Source organism: Pseudomonas sp. H3_E07, assembly GCF_054668895.1.
The window spans coordinates 222,840-247,086 of record NZ_CP162795.1 but is presented as its reverse complement, the minus strand read 5'-3'; the positions used below and the strand labels follow the sequence as shown (position 1 = coordinate 247,086).

The following is a 24,247-nucleotide window of genomic DNA, read 5'->3' as shown; positions in this document are numbered from 1 at the left end:
CTGTTACCGCGTGTGGCACACTTTCTGCTGTCTATTCCGTTGTTACATACTAAGTTCCGGTATAGCGGAATACACAACTTCTGGAGTGCTTGTCATGCATCACCGACCTTCCGTGTTTAAAGCGTGTGTTTTTCTCTTCGCCGCATCGGCTTCCCTCGCCAGCATCGTGCAGGCGGCGGACAGCAAGCTCGATGATGTGCTCAAGCGTGGGCACTTGATCGTGGGTACAGGCAGTACCAATGCGCCGTGGCACTTCCAGGGAGCGGATGGCAAGTTGCAGGGGTTTGATATCGACATCGGCCGTATCGTGGCCAAGGGCTTGTTCAACGATCCGAGCAAGGTCGAGTTCGTGGTGCAGTCGTCTGACGCCCGGATTCCCAACCTGCTGACCGACAAGGTCGACATGAGTTGCCAGTTCATTACCGTTACCGCCAGCCGTGCCCAGCAGGTCGCCTTCACCCTGCCGTACTACCGCGAAGGCGTGGGCCTGCTGCTGCCGAACAACAGCAAGTACAAAGAGATTGAAGACCTGCAGGCCGCCGGCGACGGCGTCACCGTGGCTGTGCTGCAAAACGTCTACGCCGAAGAGTTGGTGCACCAGGCGCTGCCCAAGGCCAAGGTCGACCAGTACGACAGCGTCGACCTGATGTACCAGGCTGTGAACTCCGGTCGCGCCGATGCCGCCGCTACCGACCAGTCCTCGGTCAAGTACCTGATGGTGCAGAACCCAGGCCGCTATCGCAGCCCGGCCTACGCCTGGAGCCCGCAGACCTATGCGTGCGCCGTCAAGCGTGGCGACCAGGACTGGCTGAACTTCGTCAACACCGCGCTGCATGAAGCCATGACCGGTGTGGAGTTCCCGACCTACAAGGCCTCGTTCAAGCAATGGTTCGGTGTAGACCTGCCGGAACCCGCGATCGGCTTCCCGGTTGAGTTCAAGTAAATCGAAAACCTGGGGCGCCGCTGACGGCGCCTCAATCAGGTACTGCTGACCATGAACTATCAGTTGAACTTTGCCGCCGTATGGCGCGACTTCCCCAGCTTGCTGGCGGGGCTCGGCCTGGGCCTTGAGCTGGCGCTGCTGTCGATCGCCATCGGCTGCGTGATCGGCCTGATGATGGCGTTTGCCATGCTGTCCAAGCACCGTGCGCTGCGTGTCTTCGCCTCGGTGTATGTGACGGTGGTGCGCAATACGCCGATTCTCGTGCTGATCCTGTTGATCTACTTTGCGTTGCCCAGCCTCGGGATTCGTCTGGATAAGATCCCTTCGTTCATCATCACCCTATCGTTGTACGCCGGTGCCTACCTGACCGAAGTCTTCCGCGCCGGGCTGTTGAACATTCCCAAAGGGTTGCGGGAAGCCGGGCTGGCCATCGGTCTGGGGGAGTGGCGTATCCGCGCCTACATCACCGTGCCGGTGATGCTGCGCAACGTGCTGCCTGCGCTGTCGAACAACTTCATTTCGCTGTTCAAAGACACTTCGCTCGCCGCCGCCATCGCCGTGCCGGAGCTGACCTACTACGCCCGCAAGATCAACGTCGAAAGCTACCGGGTGATTGAAACCTGGCTGGTCACGACCGCGCTCTACGTGGCTGCCTGTTACCTCATTGCCATGCTGCTCCGTTACCTGGAACAGCGTCTGGCGATCCGTCGTTAAGCGAGGTTTCCATGTACGAATCCCCCAGCTGGCTGCATGAGTTGTGGATCGCCCGGGAGACCCTCTGGGCGGGTTTTCAAGCCAGCGTTTATGTGTCCGCGTTGGCGATTATCTTTGGCACCCTGATCGGCATCGTCGCCGGGTTGATCCTGACCTACGGCAAGTTCTGGATGCGTGCGCCGTTTCGGCTGTATGTCGACTTGATCCGTGGTACGCCGGTGTTTGTACTGGTGCTGGCGTGTTTCTACATGCTGCCGGCGCTCGGTTGGCAGATCACCGCGTTCCAGGCTGGTGCAGTCGGGTTGACGTTGTTCTGCGGCTCCCACGTCTCGGAGATCGTGCGCGGTGCGCTGCAAGCCATTCCCCGTGGGCAACTGGAAGCGGGCAAGGCGATCGGCCTGACGTTTTACCAGTCCCTGGGCTACGTGTTGCTGCCCCAGGCGCTGCGCCAGATCTTGCCGACCTGGGTCAACTCTTCCACGGAAATCGTCAAGGCTTCGACCCTGCTGTCGGTGATCGGCGTGGCCGAGTTGCTGCTCAGTACCCAGCAAGTGATCGCGCGCACCTTCATGACCCTGGAGTTCTACCTGTTCGCAGGCTTTATGTTCTTTGTCATCAACTACGCCATCGAGTTATTCGGGCGCTACATTGAAAAGCGGGTGGCCTTGCCATGAACCAACCTCACACCAACCAACCGCTGCTGAACATCCGTGGCCTGCGTAAGCAATATGGCCAGGTGGAAGTGCTCAAGGGCGTCGACCTGTCCATGCAGCGCGGCAACGTGGTGACCTTGATCGGCTCCAGCGGCTCGGGCAAGACCACGCTGTTGCGTTGCGTCAACCTGCTGGAAGAGTTCCAGGGCGGGCAGATCACGCTGGATGGCGAGTCCATCGGCTACAGCGAAATCGCCGGCAAGCGCGTGCGCCACCCTGAGCGGGTGATTGCCCAGCACCGTGCGATGACTGGCATGGCGTTCCAGCAATTCAACCTGTTTCCGCATCTGACTGCGCTGCAGAACGTCACCCTGGGCTTATTGAAAGTTAAGAAAATGCCTAAGGACGAGGCGGTGGCTTTGGCAGAAAAATGGCTGGACCGCGTAGGACTTCTAGAGCGTCGTAACCACTTCCCGGGTCAATTGTCCGGCGGCCAGCAGCAGCGTGTAGCGATTGCCCGCGCCATTGCCATGAACCCCAGCCTGATGCTGTTCGACGAAGTCACCTCGGCCCTCGACCCGGAGCTGGTGGGCGAAGTACTCAGCGTGATCAAAGGCCTGGCGGAAGAGGGCATGACCATGTTGCTGGTCACTCACGAAATGCGCTTTGCCTATGAAGTCTCGGACAAGATCGTTTTTATGAACCAGGGCCGCATTGAAGAGCAGGGCACCTCGAAGGACATCTTCGAACGCCCGCAATCGCCGCGCCTGGCGGAATTTCTCAAGAACATTCGTTTTTAATCAGGAGCATATTGTTATGAGCATCACTCGTTACGGTGCCGGCAGCACAGCCGGCGGTGGCCAACCTCGTCCTTTCGCCCGCGCGGTGGAAGCAGACGGTTGGTTGTACGTCTCAGGCCAAGTGCCTGCGGTGGACGGCGAAATCATCACCGGCGGCATCATCGAACAAACCCGCCAGACCATGCGTAACGTGGTGGCGATCCTCGAAGAAGCCGGCTACGAGCTCAAAGACGTCGTGCGCGTCGGCGTGTGGCTGGAAGACCCGCGGGACTTCTGGAGCTTCAACAAGGTGTTCGGCGAGTACTTCACCCCGGAACACGCCCCGGCGCGGGCCTGTGTGCAGGCGAACATGATGGTCGACTGCAAGGTGGAGATCGATTGCGTGGCGTACAAGAAAAAAGGCTAAATGCCTGGATCCTGACGTCGCTACAAATCCAATGTGGGAGCGGGCGGGCTCGCGAATGCGGTGTATCAGTAAATGCATCTGTCGCTGAGCCACCGCATTCGCGAGCAAGCCCGCTCCCACAGGGGGTATGTGTTGATAGCAACATTCTGACCGGACCGAAACCGCCATGACCGAAGACACCATCAAACGCCGCGCCAAAGGCCTGGACCGTGCATTCGATATCCTCGATTTCCTCAAGGAAATCGGCCAGCCCCTGCGCCCGAATGATATTGCCAGCGGCATCGGCAGTCCCAAGTCCACCGTGTACGAATTGGTCGCGTCCCTGCTTGAACGGCGCATTCTGGAAACGGTGGGCAAGGACGGTCACGTCTACCTCGGCCGTCAGCTGTATTTCCTCGGCCAGGCGCACCTGCGCCATTTCGACCTGACCCGCGAGGCCGACCATGCCCTGCAGGAGATCGTCAGCCAGACCCACGAAACCGCGCAGATGTGCCTGCTAAACGGGCGCAAATACACGGTGGCGCTGATGCGCGAGGGCGAGCGGCATTTTCGTATCTCCTCGGACATCGGCGAAAACGCACCGATTCCGTGGACCGCGTCCGGGCGCCTGTTGCTGGGGCACTTGAGCGACCAGCAGATCATCGACCTGATCGATCACGACGATTTCATCCTGCCGGACGGCCAGCGCCTGCCGCTGGATACCTTCCTGGCGCAAATCCGTCAGGCCACCCTCGATGGCTTCTTTTCCTTCGACAGCGTGGCCGACACCTTTACCCACTGCTTTGCCGCCCCGGTGCGGGATGCGCAAGGCGTCAGCATTGCGACCTTGTGCATCGTCGCTCCACGGGCCGATGCCATCAAACACTACAACGACTATCGCCGGGTGTTGATCGACAGCGCCAACAATCTGGCCCGGCGTATCAACGAATAGGAGTTTTCCATGTCTGCCATCAATGCCGTTGAAAAGGGCGCCGCTGCCGTCGGGGCCTACCTGGTCCGTGACGTCAGCCTGCCTGCCCTGGTGCTGCACCGTGACGCCCTGGAGCACAACATCCGCTGGATGCAGGACTTTGTCAGCAACAGCGGTGCCGAGCTGGCACCCCATGGCAAGACCAGCATGATGCCGGCGTTGTTCCAGCGTCAGATCGAGGCGGGTGCCTGGGGTATCACCCTGGCCAACGCGGTGCAGACCCGCGCCGCCTATGCCGGTGGCGTGCGCCGTGTGCTGATGGCCAACCAACTGGTGGGCGCGCCGAACATGGCGCTGATCGCCGACCTGCTGGCCGACAAGGATTTCGACTTCCATTGCATGGTTGATCACCCGGATAACGTCGCCGACCTGGGCCTGTTCTTCGCCGCCCGTGGCCTGCGCCTGAACGTGATGATCGAATACGGTGTGGTCGGTGGCCGTTGCGGGTGCCGCACCGAGCAGGAAGTGCGCGACCTGGCCAGGGCGATCAAGGCGCAGCCGGCCCTGGCCCTCACCGGTATCGAAGGGTACGAAGGCGTGATCCACGGCGAGCACGCCATCAGCGGCATCCGCGACTTCGCCGCCAGCCTGGTGCGCCTGGCGGTGGACCTGCAGAACAACGGCTCTTTCGACCTGCCCAAGCCCATCGTCACCGCGTCGGGCTCGGCCTGGTACGACCTGATTGCCGAGTCGTTTGAGCAGCAGAACGCCGCCGGCCGCTTCCTCAGCGTATTGCGCCCCGGCAGCTACGTGGCCCATGACCACGGTATCTATAAAGAAGCGCAATGCTGTGTGCTCGACCGTCGCAGCGACCTCAACGAAGGCCTGCGCCCAGCCCTGGAAGTCTGGGCCCATGTGCAATCTTTGCCGGAGCCAGGCTTCGCCGTGATCGCCCTGGGCAAGCGCGACGTGGCCTACGACGCCGGTCTGCCGGTGCCGCTCAAACGCTACAAGGCCGGTATTCTTCCAGCGGAAGGCGATGATGTGACTGCGTGCAAAGTCACTGCCGTGATGGACCAGCACGCGTTCATGACCGTGGCGCCAGGGGTTGAGCTGCGCATTGGCGACATCATTTCGTTCGGCACCTCCCACCCTTGCCTCACGTTCGATAAGTGGCAGGTCGGCTGCCTGGTGGATGAGCAATTGCAGGTGATCGAATCCCTGGAAACCCGATTCTGAGTGTAAAGCCATGACCCGTTTGTCTCCGCGCATCGCCCTCATCGGCGAATGCATGATCGAACTGCAACACCGCGCTGACGGCAGCCTGCACCAGAGCTTCGGTGGCGACACCTTGAACACGGCGGTGTATCTGCGCCGTGAACTGGGTGAGACCGGCAGCGTGGATTACGTCACCGCCCTGGGCGATGACAGCTTCAGTGATGCCATGTGCAAGCAATGGAAAGATGAGGGCCTGGGCCTGGGCAGGGTCCAGCGCCTGCCCGGACGCCTGCCGGGTTTGTACTGCATCCAGACCGACGCCAATGGCGAGCGCAAATTCCTTTACTGGCGCAACGAAGCCGCCGTGCGCGACTGCTTCACTACGCCTGCCGCCGAACCGATCCTGGCCGCTTTGCCGGACTACGACGTGGTGTATTTCAGCGGCATTACCCTGGCGGTATTGGGTGATATCGGCCGCGAGCGCTTGCTGCAAACTCTGGTGGAGACCCGTCGTCGAGGGGGCAAGGTGGTGTTTGACAACAACTATCGGCCGCGTCTCTGGGCCGGTATTGACGCGGCGCGCACTGCGTATCACCGCGTATTGGCCGAGGTGGATATCGCCTTGCTGACCGAGGACGACGAACGCGCGCTGTTTGGTTATGCCGACAGTGAGCAGGTGTTCGCGGCTTATCCTGGCATTGACGAGGTGGTGCTCAAGCGTGGGGCAGATGACTGTCTGATCCGCTGGGCGGGGGAGCGCTTTGCGGTGCCGGCGGTGAAGGTCGAAAAGGTTGTCGATACGACGGCGGCGGGGGATTCATTCAGCGCGGCGTACTTGGCCAGTCGGCTCAAGGGCAGCTCGCCGGAGCAGGCTGCATTGGCCGGGCATCGGTTGGCAAGCCGGGTCATCCAGGTGCCTGGCGCACTCATTCCTCGCGTGTAAACCAAACCCGTGTGGTGAGCGGGCTTGCCTCGCGCTGGGCAAGCCTGCTCACCACAAAAAGCCGGTTTGACACCCGATTCATCAGTCGCGGTAGAACACCTGCACCAAGTGATAGCCGAACTTGCTCTTGATCGGTCCGTGAACCACCTTCACCGGCTTCTTGAAGATCACCGCATCAATCGCCCCCACCATCTGCCCGGGTCGCACTTCACCCAGGTCGCCGCCACGCTTGCCGGATGGGCAGGTGGAGTACTTCTTGGCCAGCACATCGAACGCTTCGCCCTTGGCTATGCGCTGCTTGAGTTGTTCGGCTTCTTCACTGGTTTTCACCAGAATGTGACGGGCTTGGGCTTTCATTGATCTCTACCAGGTGTGCGACGGCGCGCGATTATGCCTGAACTCATTCTTCGACGCTGATCATGCTGCGGATTTTCGTGGCCAGCAGGTCGATGGAAAACGGTTTGGCCACCATGTCCATGCCGTCCTCCAGGAACCCCTGGCGTTCGGCGGCTTTCTCGGCGTAACCCGTCATGAACAACACGCGCAAGCCAGGGCGATACTGGCGGGCGATCTCTGCCAGTTGCCTGCCGTTCATGCCCGGCAGGCCTACATCGGTCACCAGCAAGTCGACACGTAAATCCGACTCCAGCAGCGGCAACGCCGTCCGGGCATCCGCCGCCTGATGTGCGGTGTAGCCCAGCTCGTCGAGCACATTGACCACCAGCATGCGTACCGCGGGGTCGTCCTCGACCACCACCACCGCTTCACCCGCCAGGGCCACCGGCGCTTCACTCAAGTGCGGCGGCAGGCTGCTTTCCAGCGCGGTGCCGTACAGGCGAGGCAGGTACAGGCGCACGCACGTGCCCTGGCCCGGCTCGCTCTGGATCGTCACATGACCGCCGGACTGCTGGGCAAACCCGTAGATCATCGACAAACCCAGGCCGGTGCCTTGGCCAATGGGCTTGGTGGTGAAGAACGGGTCGAACGCCTTGGCAAGGATTTTCGGCGCCATGCCGGTGCCGTTGTCGCACACGCCGAGCATCACGTAGTCGCCGGCCTTGACCGGTTCGAGGGTGGTGATGTCGGTGCCATCCAGGTAGCTGTTGGCGGTTTCAATCAGCAGTTCGCCGCCATCGGGCATGGCGTCGCGGGCGTTGATCACTAGGTTGAGCAGGGCGTTTTCCAGTTGGCTGGCATCGGTGTTTACCGGCCAGATGTCGTGGCCCAGTTTCACCTTGAGCGTGATGTGCGCGCCTTTGGTGCGGCGGAACAAGTCCTCCAGGGAGGCGACCAATTGGTTCGGATCCAGCGGGCGCCGGTCCAGCGACTGACGGCGGGAGAACGCCAGCAAGCGGTGGGTGAGGGCGGCCGCGCGATGAGCGGAGGACACGGCGGCATCGGTAAAACGGCCGATCTCGTCACTGCGCCCGGCAGCGATATAGCGCTGCATCAGGTCCAGGCTGCCGATGATGCCGGTGAGCATGTTGTTGAAGTCATGGGCGATGCCGCCGGTGAGCTGGCCCACGGCTTCCATCTTTTGCGCATGGCGCAGGGCGTCTTCGGCGCGCTCGCGTTCGAACATCTCGTTTTGCAGGCGCTGGTTGGCTTCGGCCAGGGCCTGGGTGCGCTGGGCCACGCGCTCTTCAAGGTTTTCGTTGAGGTGGCGCAAGGCTTCTTCGGTGAGTTTGCGTTCGGTCTCATCGATCACAAAGATGTAGAAACCGTTCACCGAGCCGTCATTGCTGAAACGCGGCAGGTACTTCATCAAGGCGTGGCGGGGGCGGCCGTCGCGGTGGGGGGTGATGGTCATGAAGCTGCAGGCCTTGCCCTTGAGCGCGGCGGCGATCTTGTCTTCACGTCCGGCATACACCTCGTCGCCGAGCACTTCACGGATGGTCTTGCCGTATAGCTCCTGAGGCGTCATGCCGTACCACTCCAGGTACGCGCTGTTGTTCAGGCGGAAACGCTGTTCATGGTCGACATACCCGATCAGCACCGGCATGGCGTTGATGATCAACTGCAGCTCGGTCTGGCTCTGGCGCAGGGCTTGCTCGGTGTGTTTGCGCTCGGTGAGGTCCAGTGCAGCCCCGAGGAAGCGCGCCGGACGGCCTTGATGATCTTTGTAGCAACGGCCACGGGCAAACACCCAGCGTACCTGGCCGTCCGCTAGCAACAGGCGGTATTCCTCGGCGTATTCGGTGCCGAAAGTGATGCAGTGCTTGATGCTGCCCGCCACCATGCCGCGGTCTTCCGGGTGCACGCCGTGCAGGTAGTCGCTGATCGGCAACAGGCGCGCATCGCTGGGGTCGACGCCGTGCAGGTAGGCAAAGTGCGCGTCGGCGATAAAGCGGTCTTCGCCGATGTCCCAGTCCCAGGTGCCCACCGCGTCGGTCGCCGCCAGGGCGAGCTGCAGGCGTTGTTCGGTGTTGTGCTGGGCCTTGCGGCGTTCGTTGGTTTCGATGGCGGTGACCAGGATGCCGGCCACGCGGGTGCTTTCATCGCGGATAGGGCTGTAGGTCAGGTCCAGCCAGATTTCCATGTCGCGATTGTTGCGCTGCAGCACGAAGCGCTGCTCGCTGAAGGTGCGTACCTGGCCACTCAGCACGGCGTCGTAGACCGGTGCGGTAAAGCTTTCCAGCTCCGGCCATGTCTGGTGCGCGGGCTGGCCCATGGCGGCGGGGTGTTTGTTGCCGGCCAACTGGGCAAAGCCGTCGTTGTAGAGTTGCGTGAGTTGGTCGCCCCACAGCAGGAGCATGGGCATTGGCGAGTGGACAACGATGTCCACGGCGGTGCGCAGGCTTTGCGGCCAATCGTTGGCCTCACCGAGCGGGCTTTGTGCCCAGTCCAGCCGCGCAATCAATGCGGCGGCTTCGCTGACGGTGGATGTTCCCTTCATGTTAAAGCCCTGAGCGTAACGCTTTGAAAAATGAGAAGACCCATTATCCCGTGACTCGGGAACGGGTGACTACCCCCGAAAAATAGCATGCATTCGGGGGTTATTTTCAAATGAGTACGACAGCGCTGAAACCTTTCATCCTTGAGCGAGTTCAGGGCGGTCGCGAAACTGCTCCAGAGCCTGCGGATTGGCCAGCGCGTCGGTGTTCTTCACCGGCTCGCCGTGCACCACATTGCGCACCGCCAATTCAACGATCTTGCCGCTGATGGTGCGGGGGATGTCGGTGACAGCGAGGATCTTGGCCGGTACATGGCGCGGCGTAGTGTTGGCGCGGATCACCTGGCGGATCTGCTGCTCCAGGGTTTCGTCGAGTTCGACACCCTCGTTGAGGCGCACGAACAGCACCACGCGCACGTCCTCCTGCCAGCGTTGGCCGATGGCCAGGCTTTCCTGCACCTGGGGGATTTTTTCCACCTGGCGGTAGATCTCGGCCGTGCCGATCCGCACGCCGCCGGGGTTGAGCACGGCGTCGGAGCGCCCGTGAATCAGCAGGCTGCCGTTGGGGCGCTGTTCGGCGTAGTCACCCTGGGCCCAGACACCGGGAAACTGGCTGAAATACGAAGCGCGCAGTTTCTTGCGCTCCGGGTCGTTCCACAGGCCAATAGGCATGGCCGGGAAATGCCGGGTGCACACCAGTTCGCCTTTCTCGCCGATCAGCGGCCGGCCCTGGTCATCCCACACTTCGATGGCCATCGCCAGGCTCTTGCACTGCATTTCGCCGCGCCGCACCGGCAGCACCGGGTTGCCGATCACAAAGCAGGAGACGATGTCGGTGCCACCGGACATGGACGACAGGCACAGCTGCGCCTTGATCTCGCGGTACACGTAGTCGTAGCTCTGGGGCGACAGCGGTGAGCCGGTGGAAATCAATCCTTTGAGGCTACCCAGGTCGTGGCTCAGGCGTGGTTGCAAGCCGGCTTTTTCCAATGTGGCGAGAAACTTGGGGCTGGTGCCGAATACGCTGATCTTTTCTGCGTCAATCAGATCGATCAGCCGTTCCGGCCCAGGGTGAAACGGCGAGCCGTCATACAACACCGCCGTGGCGCCGATGGCCAAGACCGACACCAGCCAGTTCCACATCATCCAGCCGCAGGTGGTGTAGTAGAACAGGCAGTCGTCGCGAGACAGGTCGGCATGCAGGCCGTGTTCCTTGAGGTGAGTGAGCAGTACGCCGCCAGTACCGTGGATGATGCACTTGGGCACGCCGGTGGTGCCGCTGGAATAGAGGATGTACAGCGGATGATCGAACGGCACCGCGACGAATTGGGGTTCGCCGCCGGGTTGGTAGAAGTCTTGCCACAGCGCGACGCCAGCGTGGGTCTGATAGTCCGAAACCCGGGCCTGGGGCCGCGCGTACGGCACGATGATCAGTTGCTCCAGGGACGGCAGCCGTTCGAGGATTTCATTGAGCTTGGCGCTTTGGTCGATGTCTTTGCCGGCATAACGATAACCGGCGCAGGTGATCAACACCTTGGGTTCGATCTGGCCGAAACGGTCGATCACGCCCTGGGTGCCGAAGTCCGGCGATGAGCACGACCAGATCGCGCCGAGGCTGGTGGTGGCGAGCATGCCCACCAGGGTTTGCCAGGTGTTGGGCATGCACGCGGCGACGCGGTCACCCTGGACAACCCCGGCGGCGCGCAGGCTGTGTTGCAGGCCGGCGACGTGGGCGGCCAGTTCGGCGTAGGTCAATTGCTCGCGCTGGCCGTCTTCGCTGAGGGCGACCACGGCGGGGTGGCCGTCGCGGCGGCGCAACAGGTGCTCGGCAAAGTTCAGGGTGGCGCCGGGAAACCATTGCGCACTGGGCATCTCGGCGTCCTCGATCAGCACCGCCGTCGGCGGGCTGCGAAATTGCACGTCGAAATAGTCCACGATCGCCCGCCAGAAATCCGGACGCCGGTCGATGCTCCACTGGTGCAGCGCCGGGTAATCGCTGAGCTGCACGCTATAGCGTTCGTTGATGTAGCGCCGGAACTGGTCCATCCGCGTGTGGGCGATGCGTTCGGGGGAGGGTTGCCAGAGGATGTCGGACATCAGCGAGGTCTCTTGTTCTTATCTAGGTCTTCCACACAATACAGTTCAAATGTGGGAGGGGGTTTGCCCCCCCACATTTTGAACTCCAGTGTCTCGTGTTACTGGGCCAGCCAGCCGCCATCGATGTTCCAGGCGGCGCCGCGCACCTGGCTGCCGGCTTCGCTGCATAAAAACAACACCAACTCACCCAGCTGCGGCGGCGTCACAAATTCCAGCGACGGCTGCTTCTCCGCCAGCAAGTCATGCTGAGCCTGCTGCGGGTCTACGCCGTTGGCGGCGCGATCATCAATCTGCTTCTGCACCAGTGGCGTCAGTACCCAGCCGGGGCAGATGGCGTTACAGGTGACATTGCTGGTGGCCGTTTCCAGGCCCACCACTTTGGTCAGGCCGATCACGCCATGTTTGGCCGCGACGTACGCCGCCTTGCCCACCGAGCCGACTTGCCCATGCACAGACGCGATATTGACGATACGCCCCCAGCCCTTGGCCTTCATCCCCGGCAAGCTCAGGCGCGTGCTGTGGAACACAGAAGACAGGTTGATCGCAATGATCGAGTCCCAGCGTTCGACAGGGAAGTCTTCGACCGCCGCCACATGCTGAATGCCGGCGTTGTTGACCAGGATGTCCACGCCACCGAATTCACGCTCGGCGTAGGCGATCATGTCGGCGATCTGCGCCGGGTCGCTGACGTCGGCCGGGTGGTGGCCGACCTTGCCGCCGAACGCCTGCACCTGGGCGATCACTGCGCTGGCGTCGCCGAAGCCGTTGAGGATCAGGTTGGCGCCGGCCTTGGCCAGGCTCAAGGCGATGCCCAGGCCGATACCGCTGGTGGAACCGGTGACCAGGGCGGTCTTGCCGTTCAATGTCGTCATGAAAACCTCACACAATGCCGGTGGCGTAGAAAGTGCCGATCACCACGAACACCGCGAGGGTCTTGATGATCGTGATACCGAAAATATCCTTGTAGGCTTCGCGGTGCGTCAGGCCAGTGACCGCGAGCAGCGTGATCACCGCGCCGTTGTGGGGCAGGGTGTCCATGCCGCCGCTGGCCATGGCCGCGACGCGGTGCAGGACTTCAAGGGGGATATTGGCCGCATGGGCCGCCGAAATGAAGCTCTCGGACATGGCCGCCAGAGCGATGCTCATGCCGCCCGACGCAGAGCCAGTGATACCGGCCAGCAGGGTCACGGTAATCGCTTCGTTGACCAGCGGGTTGGGGATGCCTTTGAGCCAGTCCGCCAGTACCAGAAAGCCCGGCAGCGAAGCGATCACCGCACCAAAGCCGTATTCCGACGCCGTGTTCATCGCTGCCAGCAACGCGCCGCTGACCGCACTTTTACTGCCTTCGGCGAGCTTGCTCTTGATCGCCGAGAAACCGAACACCAGCACCACGATAATCCCCACCAGCAATGCCGCCTGCACCGCCCAGATCGCGGTGAGCTTGGCGATTTCGGTGGTCACCGGCGTGGTCATGCCCGGCAGGGAGAGGCTGTGGGTCTTGCCGTACCACTGCGGAATCCAGTGAGTGAACAACAGGTTCATCACGCCCACCAGGATCAGCGGTGACAGCGCGAGCCAGGGGTTGGGCAGCGCCAGGTTGTCGGCGGTTTCCGGTTCGTTGCGCAGTTCGGTGCCGTAACCTTCACCGGCGCGCTGGGCCTTGTTGCGTTGGCGTGCCAGGTAGAGCATGCCGGCGCAGAACACGAAGATCGTGCCAATCAAGCCCAGCCATGGCGCGGCCCAGGCGGTGGTGTTGAAGAAGGTGCTGGGGATGATGTTCTGGATCTGCGGCGTGCCGGGCAGGGCGTCCATGGTGAACGAAAACGCGCCGAGGGCGATGGTCGCCGGGATCAGACGTTTCGGGATATTGCTCTGGCGGAACATCTCCGCCGCGAACGGGTACACCGCAAACACCACTACGAACAGCGACACACCGCCATAGGTGAGCAGTGCGCAGACCAGCACGATCACTAGCATCGCCTGGCGCGTGCCGAGCAAGCGGATCGCCGCCGCCACGATCGAACGTGAGAAGCCCGACAGCTCGATCAGCTTGCCGAACACCGCGCCGAGCAGGAATACCGGGAAATACAGTTTGATAAAGCCGACCATCTTCTCCATGAACACCCCGGTAAAGGCGGGTGCGACGGCGGACGGATCGGTCAGCAGGACAGCGCCGAGGGCGGCGATGGGGGCAAACAGGATAACGCTATAGCCACGGTAGGCAGCCAGCATCAGCAACGCGAGCGCTGCCAGGGCAATGATCACACTCATGGTGTGTCTCCATCGGATTGTTATTTTTGTGGGTGATACTGTGGGAAGGGCTATAGCGAGATGCGTGCCAATTAACTAACTGTTTGAAATATAAGGATAAATTATGGCGATTGGATTGGCGTTATCAGATTTGTCCCGTATTTGAGACTCATAAAGATCAAATGTGGGAGCGGGCTTGCTCGCGAATGCGGTATCTCAGCAACGAATTAGGCGGCTGGCACACCGTATTCGCGAGCAAGCCCGCGCCCACATTGGACTGTCTTCATATTTGGAATGAAGTCTCTCTATTGAGACTGAGTGAGGTCCAGCGCCACCATTTTCTTGTACAGCGTCGAGCGCCCGAGCCCTAATCGATTGGCCGCCTCTATCACATTCCCCTCACACGCCCGCAACGCCGCGCCAATCACCTGCCGATCAAACCGCTCCCGCGCCGCGCTGAAACTCTCCCCCTCGACCGCCGCCACCGCGCTGGCACGTTCCACCGGCGTAAAGGTGCCAATCGCCGCCCGAATCTCCCTGGCATCCAACACCAGGTCATCACTCAGCAACGCCGCCCGCTCCAGCACATTGCGCAGCTCACGGATATTCCCCGGCCACGCATGCTGTGCCAGCAGCGCCAGTGCCTCACGGTCCAGCTCATGCTGGCTGCGCAGTTCCTCAAGAATCGCCTCGCTCAACGCCGGGATATCCTCCAGGCGCTCACGCAGCGGCGGCACCTGGATCGGCAGCACGTTCAGCCGGTAATACAGGTCCGCGCGGAATTCGCCACGTTTGATCGCCGCCTCCAGGTCCATGGACGTCGCCGCGATCACCCGCACATCGCTGTGCAGCATCTCGTTGGAGCCCACCGGCTCGAATTCCTTTTCCTGCAACACCCGCAACAATTTGCTTTGCAGCGGCAGGGGCATGTCGCCGATCTCATCGAGGAACAGCGTGCCACCCTGGGCAATCTGGAATTTGCCCGGACGGCCCTTGCGGTCGGCGCCGGTAAACGCACCCGGCGCGGTGCCGAAGAACTCGGCCTCCAGCAGATCAGCGGGAATCGCCGCGCTGTTGATGCTGACAAAGGCCTTGTGCGCACGGCTTGAGGCGCCGTGAATCGCCTGGGCCAGCAACTCTTTGCCGGTGCCGGTCTCCCCCAGCAGCAATACCGGCGACTCGGCGCTGGCGCTGCGTCGCGCCCGGCGTTTGACTTCGAGGCTGGCGGCGCTCGTGCCGATAAAGTGCGCGAAATTGTATTTGCTCTGGCGTGAGCGCAGCAGCGAGCGTGTGGAGGCCAGTTCCTGCTGCATGCTCAGGTAGCGCTCGATCAGCGGCGACAGGTTGCGCAGTTCATCAAACAGGGCAAAGCCGATCGCCCCGATCACCGCGCCGGCCTCGTTGTGGATCGGCAAGCGCATCACCACCAGCGGGCCTTTGGGTGTGTCCTGGATGTCCAGCAGGATCGGCTGGTCATTGCGCACCACCTGGCGCAACAGGCTGTTGGAAATCACCTGCTCGCACGGCTGGCCGATGGCTTCGTCGGCGCTCTTGAGGCCGAAACGCTTGGCGTAGCGCTCGTTCATCCACACGATGTTGGCGTCGCGGTCGACGATCACCGTGCCTTCGCTGGACTGCTCGATGATCTCGAACAGCGACTGGATGGCCAGGCCACGAACCTGCTGGTAGTCCTTGAGGTTGTCGGTGATGTTCATATTTATGCCGTCACACAAGTGGGGGAGCGCTTACAAGGGGATATGCGCCGCTGCCAGCAGCTCTTTGGTGTAAGGGTGTTGTGGTGCATCGAACACCGCATGACTGGCGCCGCGCTCCACCACCTGGCCGTCCTTGATCACGATCATATCGTGAGCCATGGCGCGCACCACCGCCAGGTCATGGCTGATAAACAGGTAGGTCAGGCCGTACTTGTCTTGCAGCTCACGCAGCAACGCCACCACTTGTTTCTGTACGGTACGGTCAAGGGCCGACGTGGGTTCATCCAGCAGCATCAGCGCCGGCTTGAGCACCAGGGCGCGGGCGATGGCGATGCGTTGGCGCTGGCCGCCGGAAAACTCATGGGGGTAACGGTGACGGCTGGCGGGGTCGAGGCCCACATCCTTGAGCACCTGGATCACCTGCGCATCGCGGTCGGCTAGGCTGCACGGCGCGTGCACCTCCAGGCCTTCGCTGATGATTTGTTCTACGGTCATGCGTGGGCTGAGGCTGCCGTAAGGGTCCTGGAACACCACCTGCATCTGCTTGCGCCATGGGCGCATCTGCTGGTTATTCAGCGGGTCGAGGGCTTCACCCTGGAAGCGGATGCTACCGGTGGAGTCCAGCAGCCTCAGAATCGCCTGGCCCAGGGTGGACTTGCCCGAGCCGGACTCGCCGACAATCCCCAGGGTCTTGCCGCGCTGCACGCTGAGGCTGATGCCGTCCACTGCACGCAGGTAGGTCTTGCGGCGGAACAACCCACCGCCAAGGCGGAATTGCACGGTCAGGTCATCCACCTGTAACACCGTCTCGCGTTCGTCGCTGCACAGCGCATCCGCGTCCGGTTCCGCATCCAGCAGCAGACGGCTGTAGGGGTGTTGCGGCGCATTGAACAGGGTCTGGCAGTCAGCCTGCTCGACAATCTCGCCAGCCCGCATCACGCACACGCGCTGGGCAATGCTGCGCACCAGATTGAGGTCGTGGCTGATCAGCAGCAGCGACATGCCCAGGCGCTTTTGCAGGGACTTGAGCAGCAGCAGGATCTTGCGCTGCACCGTTACATCCAGCGCGGTGGTGGGTTCGTCAGCGATCAGCAGTTCCGGCTCGCAGGCCAGGGCCATGGCGATCATCACCCGCTGGCGTTGCCCGCCGGACAGTTGATGGGGATAGGCCTTGAGCCGTTCCTGGGGCTTCTGGATGCCCACCAGGTCGAGCAATTCCAGAATGCGGGCCTGGGCTGCCTTGCCACCGAGGCCCTTGTGCAGCAACAGGGTTTCGCCGATCTGCTTTTCGATGCTGTGCAAAGGGTTCAGGGAGGTCATCGGCTCCTGGAAGATCATCGCAATACGGTTGCCGCGCAGCTTCTGCAGGGTCGCCGCCGACGCGCCGATCAGTTCCTGGCCACGGTACTGGATGGAACCGGTGGTTTCAGTGCCGGCTTCGGGGAGTAATTGCAGGATCGAGTGGGCGGTTACCGACTTGCCCGAGCCCGACTCGCCTACCAGCGCCAGGCATTCGCCGGGGCGTACGTCCAGGCTCAGGTTGCGCACCACGGTCTGGCCGCTGAAGGCGACGCTGAGGTCGCGAATTTCGATCAGGTTCATAGGCGGTCACTCATGAGCGGGGGTCGAAGGCATCACGCAATGCCTCGCCGATAAACACCAGCAGCGACAGGATCAGCGCCAGTGTGAAGAACGCCGTCAGGCCCAGCCAGGGCGCTTGCAGGTTCTGCTTGCCCTGGGCGATCAACTCGCCCAGCGAGGCGCTGCCTGCGGGCATGCCGAAACCGAGGAAATCCAGGGCGCTCAGGGTTGAAATTGCGCCGGTCAGGATAAACGGCAAGTAGCTCAAGGTGGCGGTCATGGCGTTGGGCAGGATGTGCCGGCGAATGATCTTGCCGTCACCCAGGCCCAAGGCCCGAGCAGCCTTGACGTATTCAAGGTTGCGCCCACGCAGGAACTCTGCGCGCACCACGTCCACCAGGGCCAGCCAGGAAAACAGCGCCATGATCCCCAGCAGCCACCAGAAGTTCGGCTCGACAAAGCCGGACAGGATGATCAACAGGTACAGCACCGGCAACCCGGACCACACTTCCAGCACGCGCTGGCCGATCAGGTCCACCCAGCCGCCGTAATAGCCCTGCAAAGCACCAGCCGCGATGCCGATGGCGGCGCTTATGGCCGTGAGCGCCAAGGCAAACAGGATCGACACCCGTGCGCCAAAGATCACCCGCGCCAATACATCCCGCGACTGGTCATCGGTGCCCAGCCAGTTCACCGCCGATGGCGGGCTGGGGGCAGGGCGGGTCAGCTCGTAGTTGGGCGTGTCGTCGCTGAACGGAATCGGAGGGAACAGCATCCAGCCGCCGTCCTGCTCAATCAGCTTTTTCACGTAGTCACTGCGGTAGTCGGCCTGAAATGGCAACTGGCCGCCGAACGCCTGCTCGGTGTAACGCTTGAATACCGGGAAATACAGTTCGTTCTTGAAACTCAGTACCAAGGGCTTGTCGTTGGCGATCAACTCACCGCCCAGTGTCAGGATAAACAGGCCGATGAACAGCCACAGCGACCACCAGCCGCGACGGTTCTTCTTGAAGCGCTCGAAACGTCGGCGCGCCACGGGAGACAGGTTAAGCATCAGGCGTTCCTCGCGGCAAAGTCGATACGCGGGTCCACCAGGGTGTAGCAGAGGTCACCGATGAGTTTTATCAAGAGGCCGAACAAGGTGAAGATGAACAGCGAGCCAAATACCACCGGGTAATCGCGGGAGACGGCGGCTTCGTAGCTCATGCGGCCCAGGCCATCCAGGGAGAAGATCACCTCGATCAGCAGGGAGCCGGCGAAGAATACGGCGATAAACGCCTGGGGAATCCCTGAGATGACCAGCAACATGGCATTGCGGAATACGTGTCCATACAACACACGCCTTTCGCTCAAGCCCTTGGCGCGGGCGGTCACCACGTACTGGCGCGTGATTTCATTCAAGAATGAGTTCTTGGTGAGGATGGTCAGGGTGGCAAACCCGCCGATGACCAACGAGGTGACTGGCAATACCAGGTGCCAGAAATAATCGGCAATCTTGCCCACGGTGCTCAGCTCTTCGAAGTTTTCCGACACCAGCCCGCGCACCGGGAACCAGTTCAGCGACGTGCCGCCAGCAAAGACCACGATCAGGAACATCGCGAACAGGAACGCCGGCATGGCGTAGCCGATGACAATCGCGGTGCTGCTCCACACATCGAAGCTGCTGCCATGGCGCACGGCCTTGCGAATCCCCAGGGGGATCGACACCAGGTAGGTAATCAGCGTGGCCCACAGGCCGAGCGAGAGGGTGACCGGCATTTTTTCCAGAATGAGGTCGATCACCGTCTTGCCGCGAAAGAAGCTGTTACCAAAGTCCAGCTGGGCGTAGCTCTTGAGCATCAGCCACAAACGCTCCGGTGCCGGCTTGTCGAAGCCGTATTGTTTTTCGATGTCTGCGATCAACTTAGGGTCCAGGCCGCGGCTGGCGCGGGAGCCGCCGCTGATGCCTTCGCCGGACGATCCGCCGACGGCACCGCCGCCAATGCCTTGCAAGTGGGCAATGGCTTGTTCCACCGGGCCGCCCGGAGCTGCCTGGACGATCACGAAATTCACCAGCAGGATGATCACCAGCGTCGGGATGATCAGCAGCAGGCGCCGCACGATATAGGCAAACATCAGCGCGCACCTCCGCGTTTTTTCAGCTCAGCGTTCATTTGCTCGTTGGTCAGGGGCGTGGGGCTGATTTCCCACCAGGTTTCCAGGGCTTCATCGTTTTTCGCCTCGATGGCCGGGCGGCCGAAGCGGTTCCACCACGCGGCAGAGGTGCCGGGCGGATAGTAGTTGGGGATCCACAGGTAATTCCATTGCAGTACCCGGTCCAGTGCGTGGGCGTAGGTGAGCATCTGCGCCTGGGTGTCGGCCTTGACCAGGCCCTTGATCAGGCTGTCGACGGCCGGGTCCTTGAGCACCATGTAGTTGTTGGCGCCGGGGTCAAAGGCGGCGGCCGAGCCGAAGTAGTTGTAGAGCTCCATGCCCGGCGAGGTGGTGACCGGGAAGCCGGTGACGATCATGTCGTAGTCCCGTGCCATCACCCGGTTCACATATTGGGAGGCGTCGATACGGCGGATATTCAGGGTGATACCGATCTGCGCGAGGTTGCGTTTGTACGGCAGCAACAGGCGTTCGAGGCCAGATTGGGCATTAAGGAAGGTAAACTCCAGCGGCTCGCCCTCGGCGTTAACCAGCTTGTCGCCGTGCGGTTTCCAGCCGGCCTCTTCCAACAACGCCAAGGCTTGCAGCTGTTTGTCGCGGATCATGCCGCTGCCGTCGGTCACCGGTGCCTTGAACACCTGGGTGAACACCTCGTCGGGCACCTGGCCGCGCAAGGGTTCAAGAATCGCCAGTTCCTCTTGGGTCGGCGGCTGGGTGGCTGCCAGCGGGCTATTGGAGAAGAAGCTTTGCTGACGGATGTACATATTGCGCATCATCTGCCGGTTGGCCCATTCGAAGTCCCACAGCATTGCGAGGGCCTGGCGCACGCGGCGGTCCTTGAAGACTGGTTTTTGCACGTTGAACACATAACCCTGGGCCGGTTGCGGCATCTCCTTGGCCAAGTGCGCGCGTTGCAGGCGGCCATCATCCAGGGCCGGGCCGTTGTAGCCGATGGAGTAACCGGTGGCAGAAAATTCGCGGTTGAAATCGTAGGCACCGCCGCGCAATACCTGGCGGGCCACCTCGGTGTCGCCGAAGTACTCCAGGCTCAGGTGATCGAAGTTGTACAGGCCACGGCTGACGGGCAGGTCCTTGCCCCACCAGTTCGGGTCGCGGGTGAAGGTAATGGTGCTGCCGGAGTCGATCTTGCTGACCTTATACGGGCCGCTGCCCAGTGGGGCTTCATAGCCGCCGCCGTTGGCAAAGTCGCGGGTCTTCCACCAGTGCTCCGGGAACACCGGCAGGGTGGCGATATCCAGGGGCAGGGTGCGGTTTTCATTGCTGGAGAAGTCGAAACGCACTTGGCGCTCGCCCTCGACCTCGACGTGCTTGACGTCGGCGAACAGGGTGCGAAAGCGCAGACTGCCCTGGGTCATCAGCAGGTCGAAGCTGTAGCGCACGTCTTCGGCGGTGATTGGCTTGCCGTCGGCGAAACGTGTCTTGGGGTTGAGGAAAAACCGCAGCGACAGGCCGTCATCGGCGCGCTCCATCTTTTCGGCAACCAGGCCGTAGACGGTGTAGGGCTCGTCCAGGGAACGCAGGGCCAGGGGCGCATACAGCCAGCCGTCGACCTGTGAAACCCCGATGCCTTTGTCGATATACGGCAGCACGTGGTCGAAGCGCCCGATCTCGATGGCCGAACGGCGCAGGCTGCCGCCCTTGGGGGCATTCGGGTTGGCATAGTCGAAATGGGTAAAGCCGGCGGCGTACTTGGCCGGTTCACCGTACACGGTCAGGTACGGTTGGGGCGCCGCGATCACGACGCTGCTGGCCAGCAGCAGGGCCAGTGTCGAACTAAAAATGTAGGAAAAAGCCAATCGCATTGTCAGCCTTGAATGCCGTGTGAAGTAGAAAAGGGATTTGTACGCTAACGGCATCAGCGTCGCCAGTCATCACATGCACAACGGCCCACCAAAAGGCGGGCCGTCGTTTAGACCATCAGCACAGACAGGATCAGTCCTGGCGGCTGGTGACTTCCAGCAGGTGGTAGCCGAACTGGGTTTTCACCGGGCCTTGCACGGTGTTGACCGGGGCGCTGAATACGACGGTGTCGAATTCCTTGACCATCTGGCCGGGGCCGAACGAACCCAGGTTGCCGCCGTCGCGGCTGGATGGGCAGCTGGAGTTGGCTTTGGCGATTTCTGCGAAATCGGCGCCGCCTTCGATTTGGGCCTTGAGTTCGTTGCACTTGTCTTCAGTGGAAACGAGGATGTGACGGGCGGTTGCTTTGGCCATGGGGAGTAACTCCTTGAATGAAAAGGGTGAGCCTACCGGATTCAGGCGGTTATTTCTTGGCAAAGTTCCGTTGGAGTGGTGGTGTACATATCCGTTACCGAAAAAACGGATTGGTACACGATCAAACCAAAAACGCCGCCTCCAACAACTGCCGCGTATACCCATGCTGCGGCGCAGCAAAGATCTCGGCCGCATCCCCCTGTTCCACTACCTGCCCATGCTTTACCACCATCAACTGATGGCTCAGCGCCTTGACCACCGCCAAATCATGGCTGATAAACAGATAGGTCAAGTTGTACTTGGCCTGCAAACTGCGCAACAACTCCACCACCTGCCGCTGCACCGTGCGATCCAGCGCCGACGTCGGCTCATCCAGCAGGATCAGGCGCGGCTTGAGCACCAACGCCCGGGCAATGGCAATGCGCTGACGCTGGCCACCGGAGAACTCATGGGGATACCGATGGCGCGACTCCGGATCCAACCCCACTTCCTTGAGTGCCGCAATAATCGCCACCTCTTGCTCGGCCGGCGTACCCATCTTGTGGATGCGCAACCCTTCACCGACGATCTCACTGACACACATCCGCGGGCTCAGGCTGCCGAACGGGTCCTGGAACACCACTTGCATTTCCCGGCGCAGCGGGCGCACCTGCTGCTGGCTGAGTGTATCCAGTTGCTGGCCTTCAAAACGAATGCCGCCCTTGCTCGCGATCAACCGCAGGATCGCCAGGCCCAGGGTGGATTTGCCCGAGCCGCTTTCGCCGACAATGCCCAGGGTCTGCCCCTGGGGCAGGCTGAAGTTGATGCCGTCCACCGCCTTGACGTAATCGACGGTGTTGCGCAAAAAGCCCTTCTTGATCGGGAACCAGACTTTCAGGTTATCCACCTCCAGCAGTGGAGGGCCGATTGCATTGCTCGCAGGTCCGCCGCTGGGCTCAGCCGCAAGCAGCTCCTGGGTGTACGGATGCTGGGGCGACTGGAACAGCGTTTCACAATCGGCCTGCTCGACGATGCAACCCTTTTGCATCACGCACACGCGGTGGGCGATGCGCCGCACCAGGTTCAAGTCGTGGCTGATCAGCAACAGCGCCATGCCCAGGCGCGCCTGCAGTTCCTTGAGCAATTCGAGGATCTTCAACTGCACCGTCACATCCAGCGCCGTGGTCGGCTCATCGGCGATCAGCAGCTCCGGTTCATTGGCCAGGGCCATGGCGATCATCACCCGCTGGCGCTGGCCGCCGGACAGCTCATGGGGCAGGGCCTTGAGGCGCTTGTGCGGTTCGGGAATGCCCACCAGGTCCAGCAACTCCAGGGTGCGCTGGGTGGCGACTTTACCTTGCAGCCCCTTGTGCAGGCCGAGCACCTCGTTGATCTGCTTCTCGATGGAATGCAGCGGGTTCAACGAGGTCATCGGCTCCTGGAAGATCATCGCGATACGGTTGCCGCGAATATGGCGGATGGTTTTTTCTTTCAGCGTGAGCAAGTCCTGCCCGGCATAGTTGATGGTGCCGGAGGGGTGCCGCGCAAGCGGGTAGGGCAGCAGGCGCAGGATCGAATGGGCGGTCACCGATTTGCCCGAGCCGCTTTCGCCCACCAGAGCGATTGTCTCGCCACGCTTGATGTCGAAGCTGACGTTGTTCACCACGCGGTGGTGATGGTCGCCCGTGACGAACTCGACGGAGAGGTCGCGGATTTCGATCAGATTGTCCTGATTCATCTCATTTCCTCGGGTCGAAGGCATCGCGAGCGGACTCGCCGATAAACACCAGCAAACTCAACATGATCGCCAGCACGGCAAAGGCACTCATGCCCAGCCACGGCGCTTGCAGGTTGGATTTGCCCTGGGCCACCAGTTCACCCAACGACGGCGAACCGGCCGGCAAGCCGAAGCCGAGGAAGTCCAGGGCGGTGAGGGTGCCGATGGCGCCGGTGAGAATGAACGGCATAAAGGTCATGGTCGACACCATCGCATTGGGCAGGATGTGCCGGAACATGATCGCGCCGTTCTGCATGCCCAACGCCCTGGCGGCGCGCACGTATTCCAGGTTGCGCCCGCGCAGGAACTCGGCGCGCACCACGTCCACCAGGCTCATCCACGAGAACAGCAACATGATGCCGAGCAGCCACCAGAAGTTGGGTTGCACAAAACTCGCAAGGATGATCAGCAGGTACAGCACCGGCAATCCGGACCAGATTTCCAGGAAGCGCTGCCCGGCCAGGTCGACCCAACCGCCATAGAAACCCTGCAGGGCCCCGGCGATCACGCCGATGATCGAACTGAGTACCGTGAGCGTCAGGGCAAACAGTACCGACACGCGGAAGCCGTAGATGACCCGCGCCAGCACGTCGCGGCCCTGGTCATCGGTGCCCAGCCAGTTCACGGAAGAGGGCGGCGCCGGCGCGGGCACCTTGAGGTCGTAGTTGATGCTCTGGTAACTGAACGGAATCGGCGCCCACAAGGTCCAGGCGTCCTTGGCCTTGAGCAGTTCCTGGATATACGGGCTCTTGTAGTTGGCCTCCAGCGGGAATTCACCGCCAAAGGTGGTCTCCGGGTAGCGCTTGAGCGCCGGGAAATACCAGCCGCCGTCGTAGTGCACGGCCAGCGGCTTGTCGTTGGCGATCAGCTCGGCGCCCAGGCTCAGCACGAACAGGCTCAGGAACAGCCACAGCGACCACCAGCCACGCTTGTTGGCCTTGAATCGCTCGAACCGGCGGCGATTGAGGGGGGATAGATTCAT

At 61.7% G+C, this 24,247-nt stretch carries 21 protein-coding genes; 8 read left to right on the top strand and 13 right to left on the bottom strand.

Features of this window, described 5'->3' with window-relative positions:
• Positions 1–94 precede the first annotated feature (94 nt).
• From AB4O08_RS01065 to AB4O08_RS01030, 8 genes are all read left to right on the top strand, one after another.
• The gene (locus AB4O08_RS01065; protein ID WP_010210965.1) at positions 95–943 is read left to right on the top strand and encodes a transporter substrate-binding domain-containing protein; all 849 of its coding nucleotides are present in this window, start codon (positions 95–97) and stop codon (positions 941–943) included.
• Positions 944–994: 51 nt separating this feature from the next.
• Positions 995–1,657, top strand: coding sequence for an amino acid ABC transporter permease (locus AB4O08_RS01060; protein WP_010210962.1), 663 nt, complete (start codon positions 995–997; stop codon positions 1,655–1,657).
• 11 nt (positions 1,658–1,668) lie between these two features.
• On the top strand, positions 1,669–2,331 hold the full coding sequence (locus tag AB4O08_RS01055; RefSeq protein ID WP_010210961.1) for an amino acid ABC transporter permease: 663 nt from the start codon (positions 1,669–1,671) through the stop codon (positions 2,329–2,331).
• Complete coding sequence (locus tag AB4O08_RS01050; RefSeq protein ID WP_010210959.1) at positions 2,328–3,110, top strand: amino acid ABC transporter ATP-binding protein; 783 nt, start codon at positions 2,328–2,330, stop codon at positions 3,108–3,110. Before AB4O08_RS01055 ends, AB4O08_RS01050 begins: the two co-directional genes overlap by 4 nt.
• A gap of 16 nt (positions 3,111–3,126) precedes the next feature.
• Positions 3,127–3,516: a RidA family protein gene (locus AB4O08_RS01045; protein WP_010210958.1), complete on the top strand. Its 390-nt coding sequence runs from the start codon at positions 3,127–3,129 to the stop codon at positions 3,514–3,516.
• Positions 3,517–3,682: 166 nt separating this feature from the next.
• Positions 3,683–4,447, top strand: coding sequence for an IclR family transcriptional regulator (locus tag AB4O08_RS01040; protein WP_010210956.1), 765 nt, complete (start codon positions 3,683–3,685; stop codon positions 4,445–4,447).
• Between the two features lie 9 nt (positions 4,448–4,456).
• Positions 4,457–5,665: an amino acid deaminase gene (locus AB4O08_RS01035; protein ID WP_021491703.1), complete on the top strand. Its 1,209-nt coding sequence runs from the start codon at positions 4,457–4,459 to the stop codon at positions 5,663–5,665.
• A gap of 10 nt (positions 5,666–5,675) precedes the next feature.
• Positions 5,676–6,587: a sugar kinase gene (locus tag AB4O08_RS01030; RefSeq protein ID WP_021491702.1), complete on the top strand. Its 912-nt coding sequence runs from the start codon at positions 5,676–5,678 to the stop codon at positions 6,585–6,587.
• 81 nt (positions 6,588–6,668) lie between these two features.
• Here AB4O08_RS01030 and AB4O08_RS01025 read toward each other — a convergent pair whose 3' ends face one another.
• The 13 genes from AB4O08_RS01025 to AB4O08_RS00965 all read right to left on the bottom strand — a co-directional run bounded on the left by AB4O08_RS01025 (position 6,669) and on the right by AB4O08_RS00965 (position 24,247).
• A complete protein-coding gene (locus AB4O08_RS01025) occupies positions 6,669–6,944 on the bottom strand; it encodes a peptidylprolyl isomerase (RefSeq protein WP_003174397.1) in 276 nt (91 codons plus the stop codon).
• Positions 6,945–6,987: 43 nt separating this feature from the next.
• A complete protein-coding gene (locus AB4O08_RS01020) occupies positions 6,988–9,483 on the bottom strand; it encodes a PAS domain-containing hybrid sensor histidine kinase/response regulator (protein ID WP_010210950.1) in 2,496 nt (831 codons plus the stop codon).
• A gap of 135 nt (positions 9,484–9,618) precedes the next feature.
• The gene (locus AB4O08_RS01015) at positions 9,619–11,577 is read right to left on the bottom strand and encodes an acetoacetate--CoA ligase (RefSeq protein WP_460114647.1); all 1,959 of its coding nucleotides are present in this window, start codon (positions 11,575–11,577) and stop codon (positions 9,619–9,621) included.
• A gap of 98 nt (positions 11,578–11,675) precedes the next feature.
• Positions 11,676–12,449 (bottom strand): 3-hydroxybutyrate dehydrogenase, encoded by a 774-nt coding sequence (locus AB4O08_RS01010; RefSeq protein WP_010210947.1) that lies wholly within the window; start codon positions 12,447–12,449, stop codon positions 11,676–11,678.
• Between the two features lie 7 nt (positions 12,450–12,456).
• Positions 12,457–13,848 carry a GntP family permease gene (locus AB4O08_RS01005; protein ID WP_010210946.1) on the bottom strand — a complete coding sequence of 464 codons (1,392 nt, stop codon included), beginning with the start codon at positions 13,846–13,848 and terminating at the stop codon, positions 12,457–12,459.
• Positions 13,849–14,132: 284 nt separating this feature from the next.
• Positions 14,133–15,542, bottom strand: a complete 1,410-nt coding sequence (locus AB4O08_RS01000; protein ID WP_010210945.1) for a sigma-54 interaction domain-containing protein — start codon at positions 15,540–15,542, stop codon at positions 14,133–14,135.
• 30 nt (positions 15,543–15,572) lie between these two features.
• Positions 15,573–17,144 carry an ABC transporter ATP-binding protein gene (locus AB4O08_RS00995; RefSeq protein WP_010210944.1) on the bottom strand — a complete coding sequence of 524 codons (1,572 nt, stop codon included), beginning with the start codon at positions 17,142–17,144 and terminating at the stop codon, positions 15,573–15,575.
• Between the two features lie 10 nt (positions 17,145–17,154).
• The gene (locus tag AB4O08_RS00990; RefSeq protein ID WP_042571592.1) at positions 17,155–18,177 is read right to left on the bottom strand and encodes an ABC transporter permease; all 1,023 of its coding nucleotides are present in this window, start codon (positions 18,175–18,177) and stop codon (positions 17,155–17,157) included.
• Positions 18,177–19,238, bottom strand: a complete 1,062-nt coding sequence (locus AB4O08_RS00985) for a microcin C ABC transporter permease YejB (RefSeq protein ID WP_010210941.1) — start codon at positions 19,236–19,238, stop codon at positions 18,177–18,179. The genes AB4O08_RS00990 and AB4O08_RS00985 overlap by 1 nt, the downstream gene beginning before the upstream one ends.
• Positions 19,238–21,097: an extracellular solute-binding protein gene (locus AB4O08_RS00980; protein WP_460114646.1), complete on the bottom strand. Its 1,860-nt coding sequence runs from the start codon at positions 21,095–21,097 to the stop codon at positions 19,238–19,240. Before AB4O08_RS00980 ends, AB4O08_RS00985 begins: the two co-directional genes overlap by 1 nt.
• 130 nt (positions 21,098–21,227) lie before the next feature.
• Positions 21,228–21,509, bottom strand: a complete 282-nt coding sequence (locus AB4O08_RS00975; protein WP_010210937.1) for a peptidylprolyl isomerase — start codon at positions 21,507–21,509, stop codon at positions 21,228–21,230.
• Between the two features lie 121 nt (positions 21,510–21,630).
• Complete coding sequence (locus tag AB4O08_RS00970) at positions 21,631–23,226, bottom strand: ABC transporter ATP-binding protein (protein WP_042571590.1); 1,596 nt, start codon at positions 23,224–23,226, stop codon at positions 21,631–21,633.
• A gap of 1 nt (position 23,227) precedes the next feature.
• A complete protein-coding gene (locus AB4O08_RS00965) occupies positions 23,228–24,247 on the bottom strand; it encodes an ABC transporter permease (RefSeq protein ID WP_010210931.1) in 1,020 nt (339 codons plus the stop codon).

Bases quoted from the DNA above. Each gene is read 5' to 3' on its own strand.
- AB4O08_RS01065 (WP_010210965.1), top strand. From the start codon at position 95: ATGCATCACCGACCTTCCGTGTTTAAAGCGTGTGTTTTTCTCTTCGCC.
- AB4O08_RS01060 (WP_010210962.1), top strand. From the start codon at position 995: ATGAACTATCAGTTGAACTTTGCCGCCGTATGGCGCGACTTCCCCAGC.
- AB4O08_RS01055 (WP_010210961.1), top strand. From the start codon at position 1,669: ATGTACGAATCCCCCAGCTGGCTGCATGAGTTGTGGATCGCCCGGGAG.
- AB4O08_RS01050 (WP_010210959.1), top strand. From the start codon at position 2,328: ATGAACCAACCTCACACCAACCAACCGCTGCTGAACATCCGTGGCCTG.
- AB4O08_RS01045 (WP_010210958.1), top strand. From the start codon at position 3,127: ATGAGCATCACTCGTTACGGTGCCGGCAGCACAGCCGGCGGTGGCCAA.
- AB4O08_RS01040 (WP_010210956.1), top strand. From the start codon at position 3,683: ATGACCGAAGACACCATCAAACGCCGCGCCAAAGGCCTGGACCGTGCA.
- AB4O08_RS01035 (WP_021491703.1), top strand. From the start codon at position 4,457: ATGTCTGCCATCAATGCCGTTGAAAAGGGCGCCGCTGCCGTCGGGGCC.
- AB4O08_RS01030 (WP_021491702.1), top strand. From the start codon at position 5,676: ATGACCCGTTTGTCTCCGCGCATCGCCCTCATCGGCGAATGCATGATC.
- AB4O08_RS01025 (WP_003174397.1), bottom strand. From the start codon at position 6,944: ATGAAAGCCCAAGCCCGTCACATTCTGGTGAAAACCAGTGAAGAAGCC.
- AB4O08_RS01020 (WP_010210950.1), bottom strand. From the start codon at position 9,483: ATGAAGGGAACATCCACCGTCAGCGAAGCCGCCGCATTGATTGCGCGG.
- AB4O08_RS01015 (WP_460114647.1), bottom strand. From the start codon at position 11,577: ATGTCCGACATCCTCTGGCAACCCTCCCCCGAACGCATCGCCCACACG.
- AB4O08_RS01010 (WP_010210947.1), bottom strand. From the start codon at position 12,449: ATGACGACATTGAACGGCAAGACCGCCCTGGTCACCGGTTCCACCAGC.
- AB4O08_RS01005 (WP_010210946.1), bottom strand. From the start codon at position 13,848: ATGAGTGTGATCATTGCCCTGGCAGCGCTCGCGTTGCTGATGCTGGCT.
- AB4O08_RS01000 (WP_010210945.1), bottom strand. From the start codon at position 15,542: ATGAACATCACCGACAACCTCAAGGACTACCAGCAGGTTCGTGGCCTG.
- AB4O08_RS00995 (WP_010210944.1), bottom strand. From the start codon at position 17,144: ATGAACCTGATCGAAATTCGCGACCTCAGCGTCGCCTTCAGCGGCCAG.
- AB4O08_RS00990 (WP_042571592.1), bottom strand. From the start codon at position 18,177: ATGCTTAACCTGTCTCCCGTGGCGCGCCGACGTTTCGAGCGCTTCAAG.
- AB4O08_RS00985 (WP_010210941.1), bottom strand. From the start codon at position 19,238: ATGTTTGCCTATATCGTGCGGCGCCTGCTGCTGATCATCCCGACGCTG.
- AB4O08_RS00980 (WP_460114646.1), bottom strand. From the start codon at position 21,097: ATGCGATTGGCTTTTTCCTACATTTTTAGTTCGACACTGGCCCTGCTG.
- AB4O08_RS00975 (WP_010210937.1), bottom strand. From the start codon at position 21,509: ATGGCCAAAGCAACCGCCCGTCACATCCTCGTTTCCACTGAAGACAAG.
- AB4O08_RS00970 (WP_042571590.1), bottom strand. From the start codon at position 23,226: ATGAATCAGGACAATCTGATCGAAATCCGCGACCTCTCCGTCGAGTTC.
- AB4O08_RS00965 (WP_010210931.1), bottom strand. From the start codon at position 24,247: ATGAATCTATCCCCCCTCAATCGCCGCCGGTTCGAGCGATTCAAGGCC.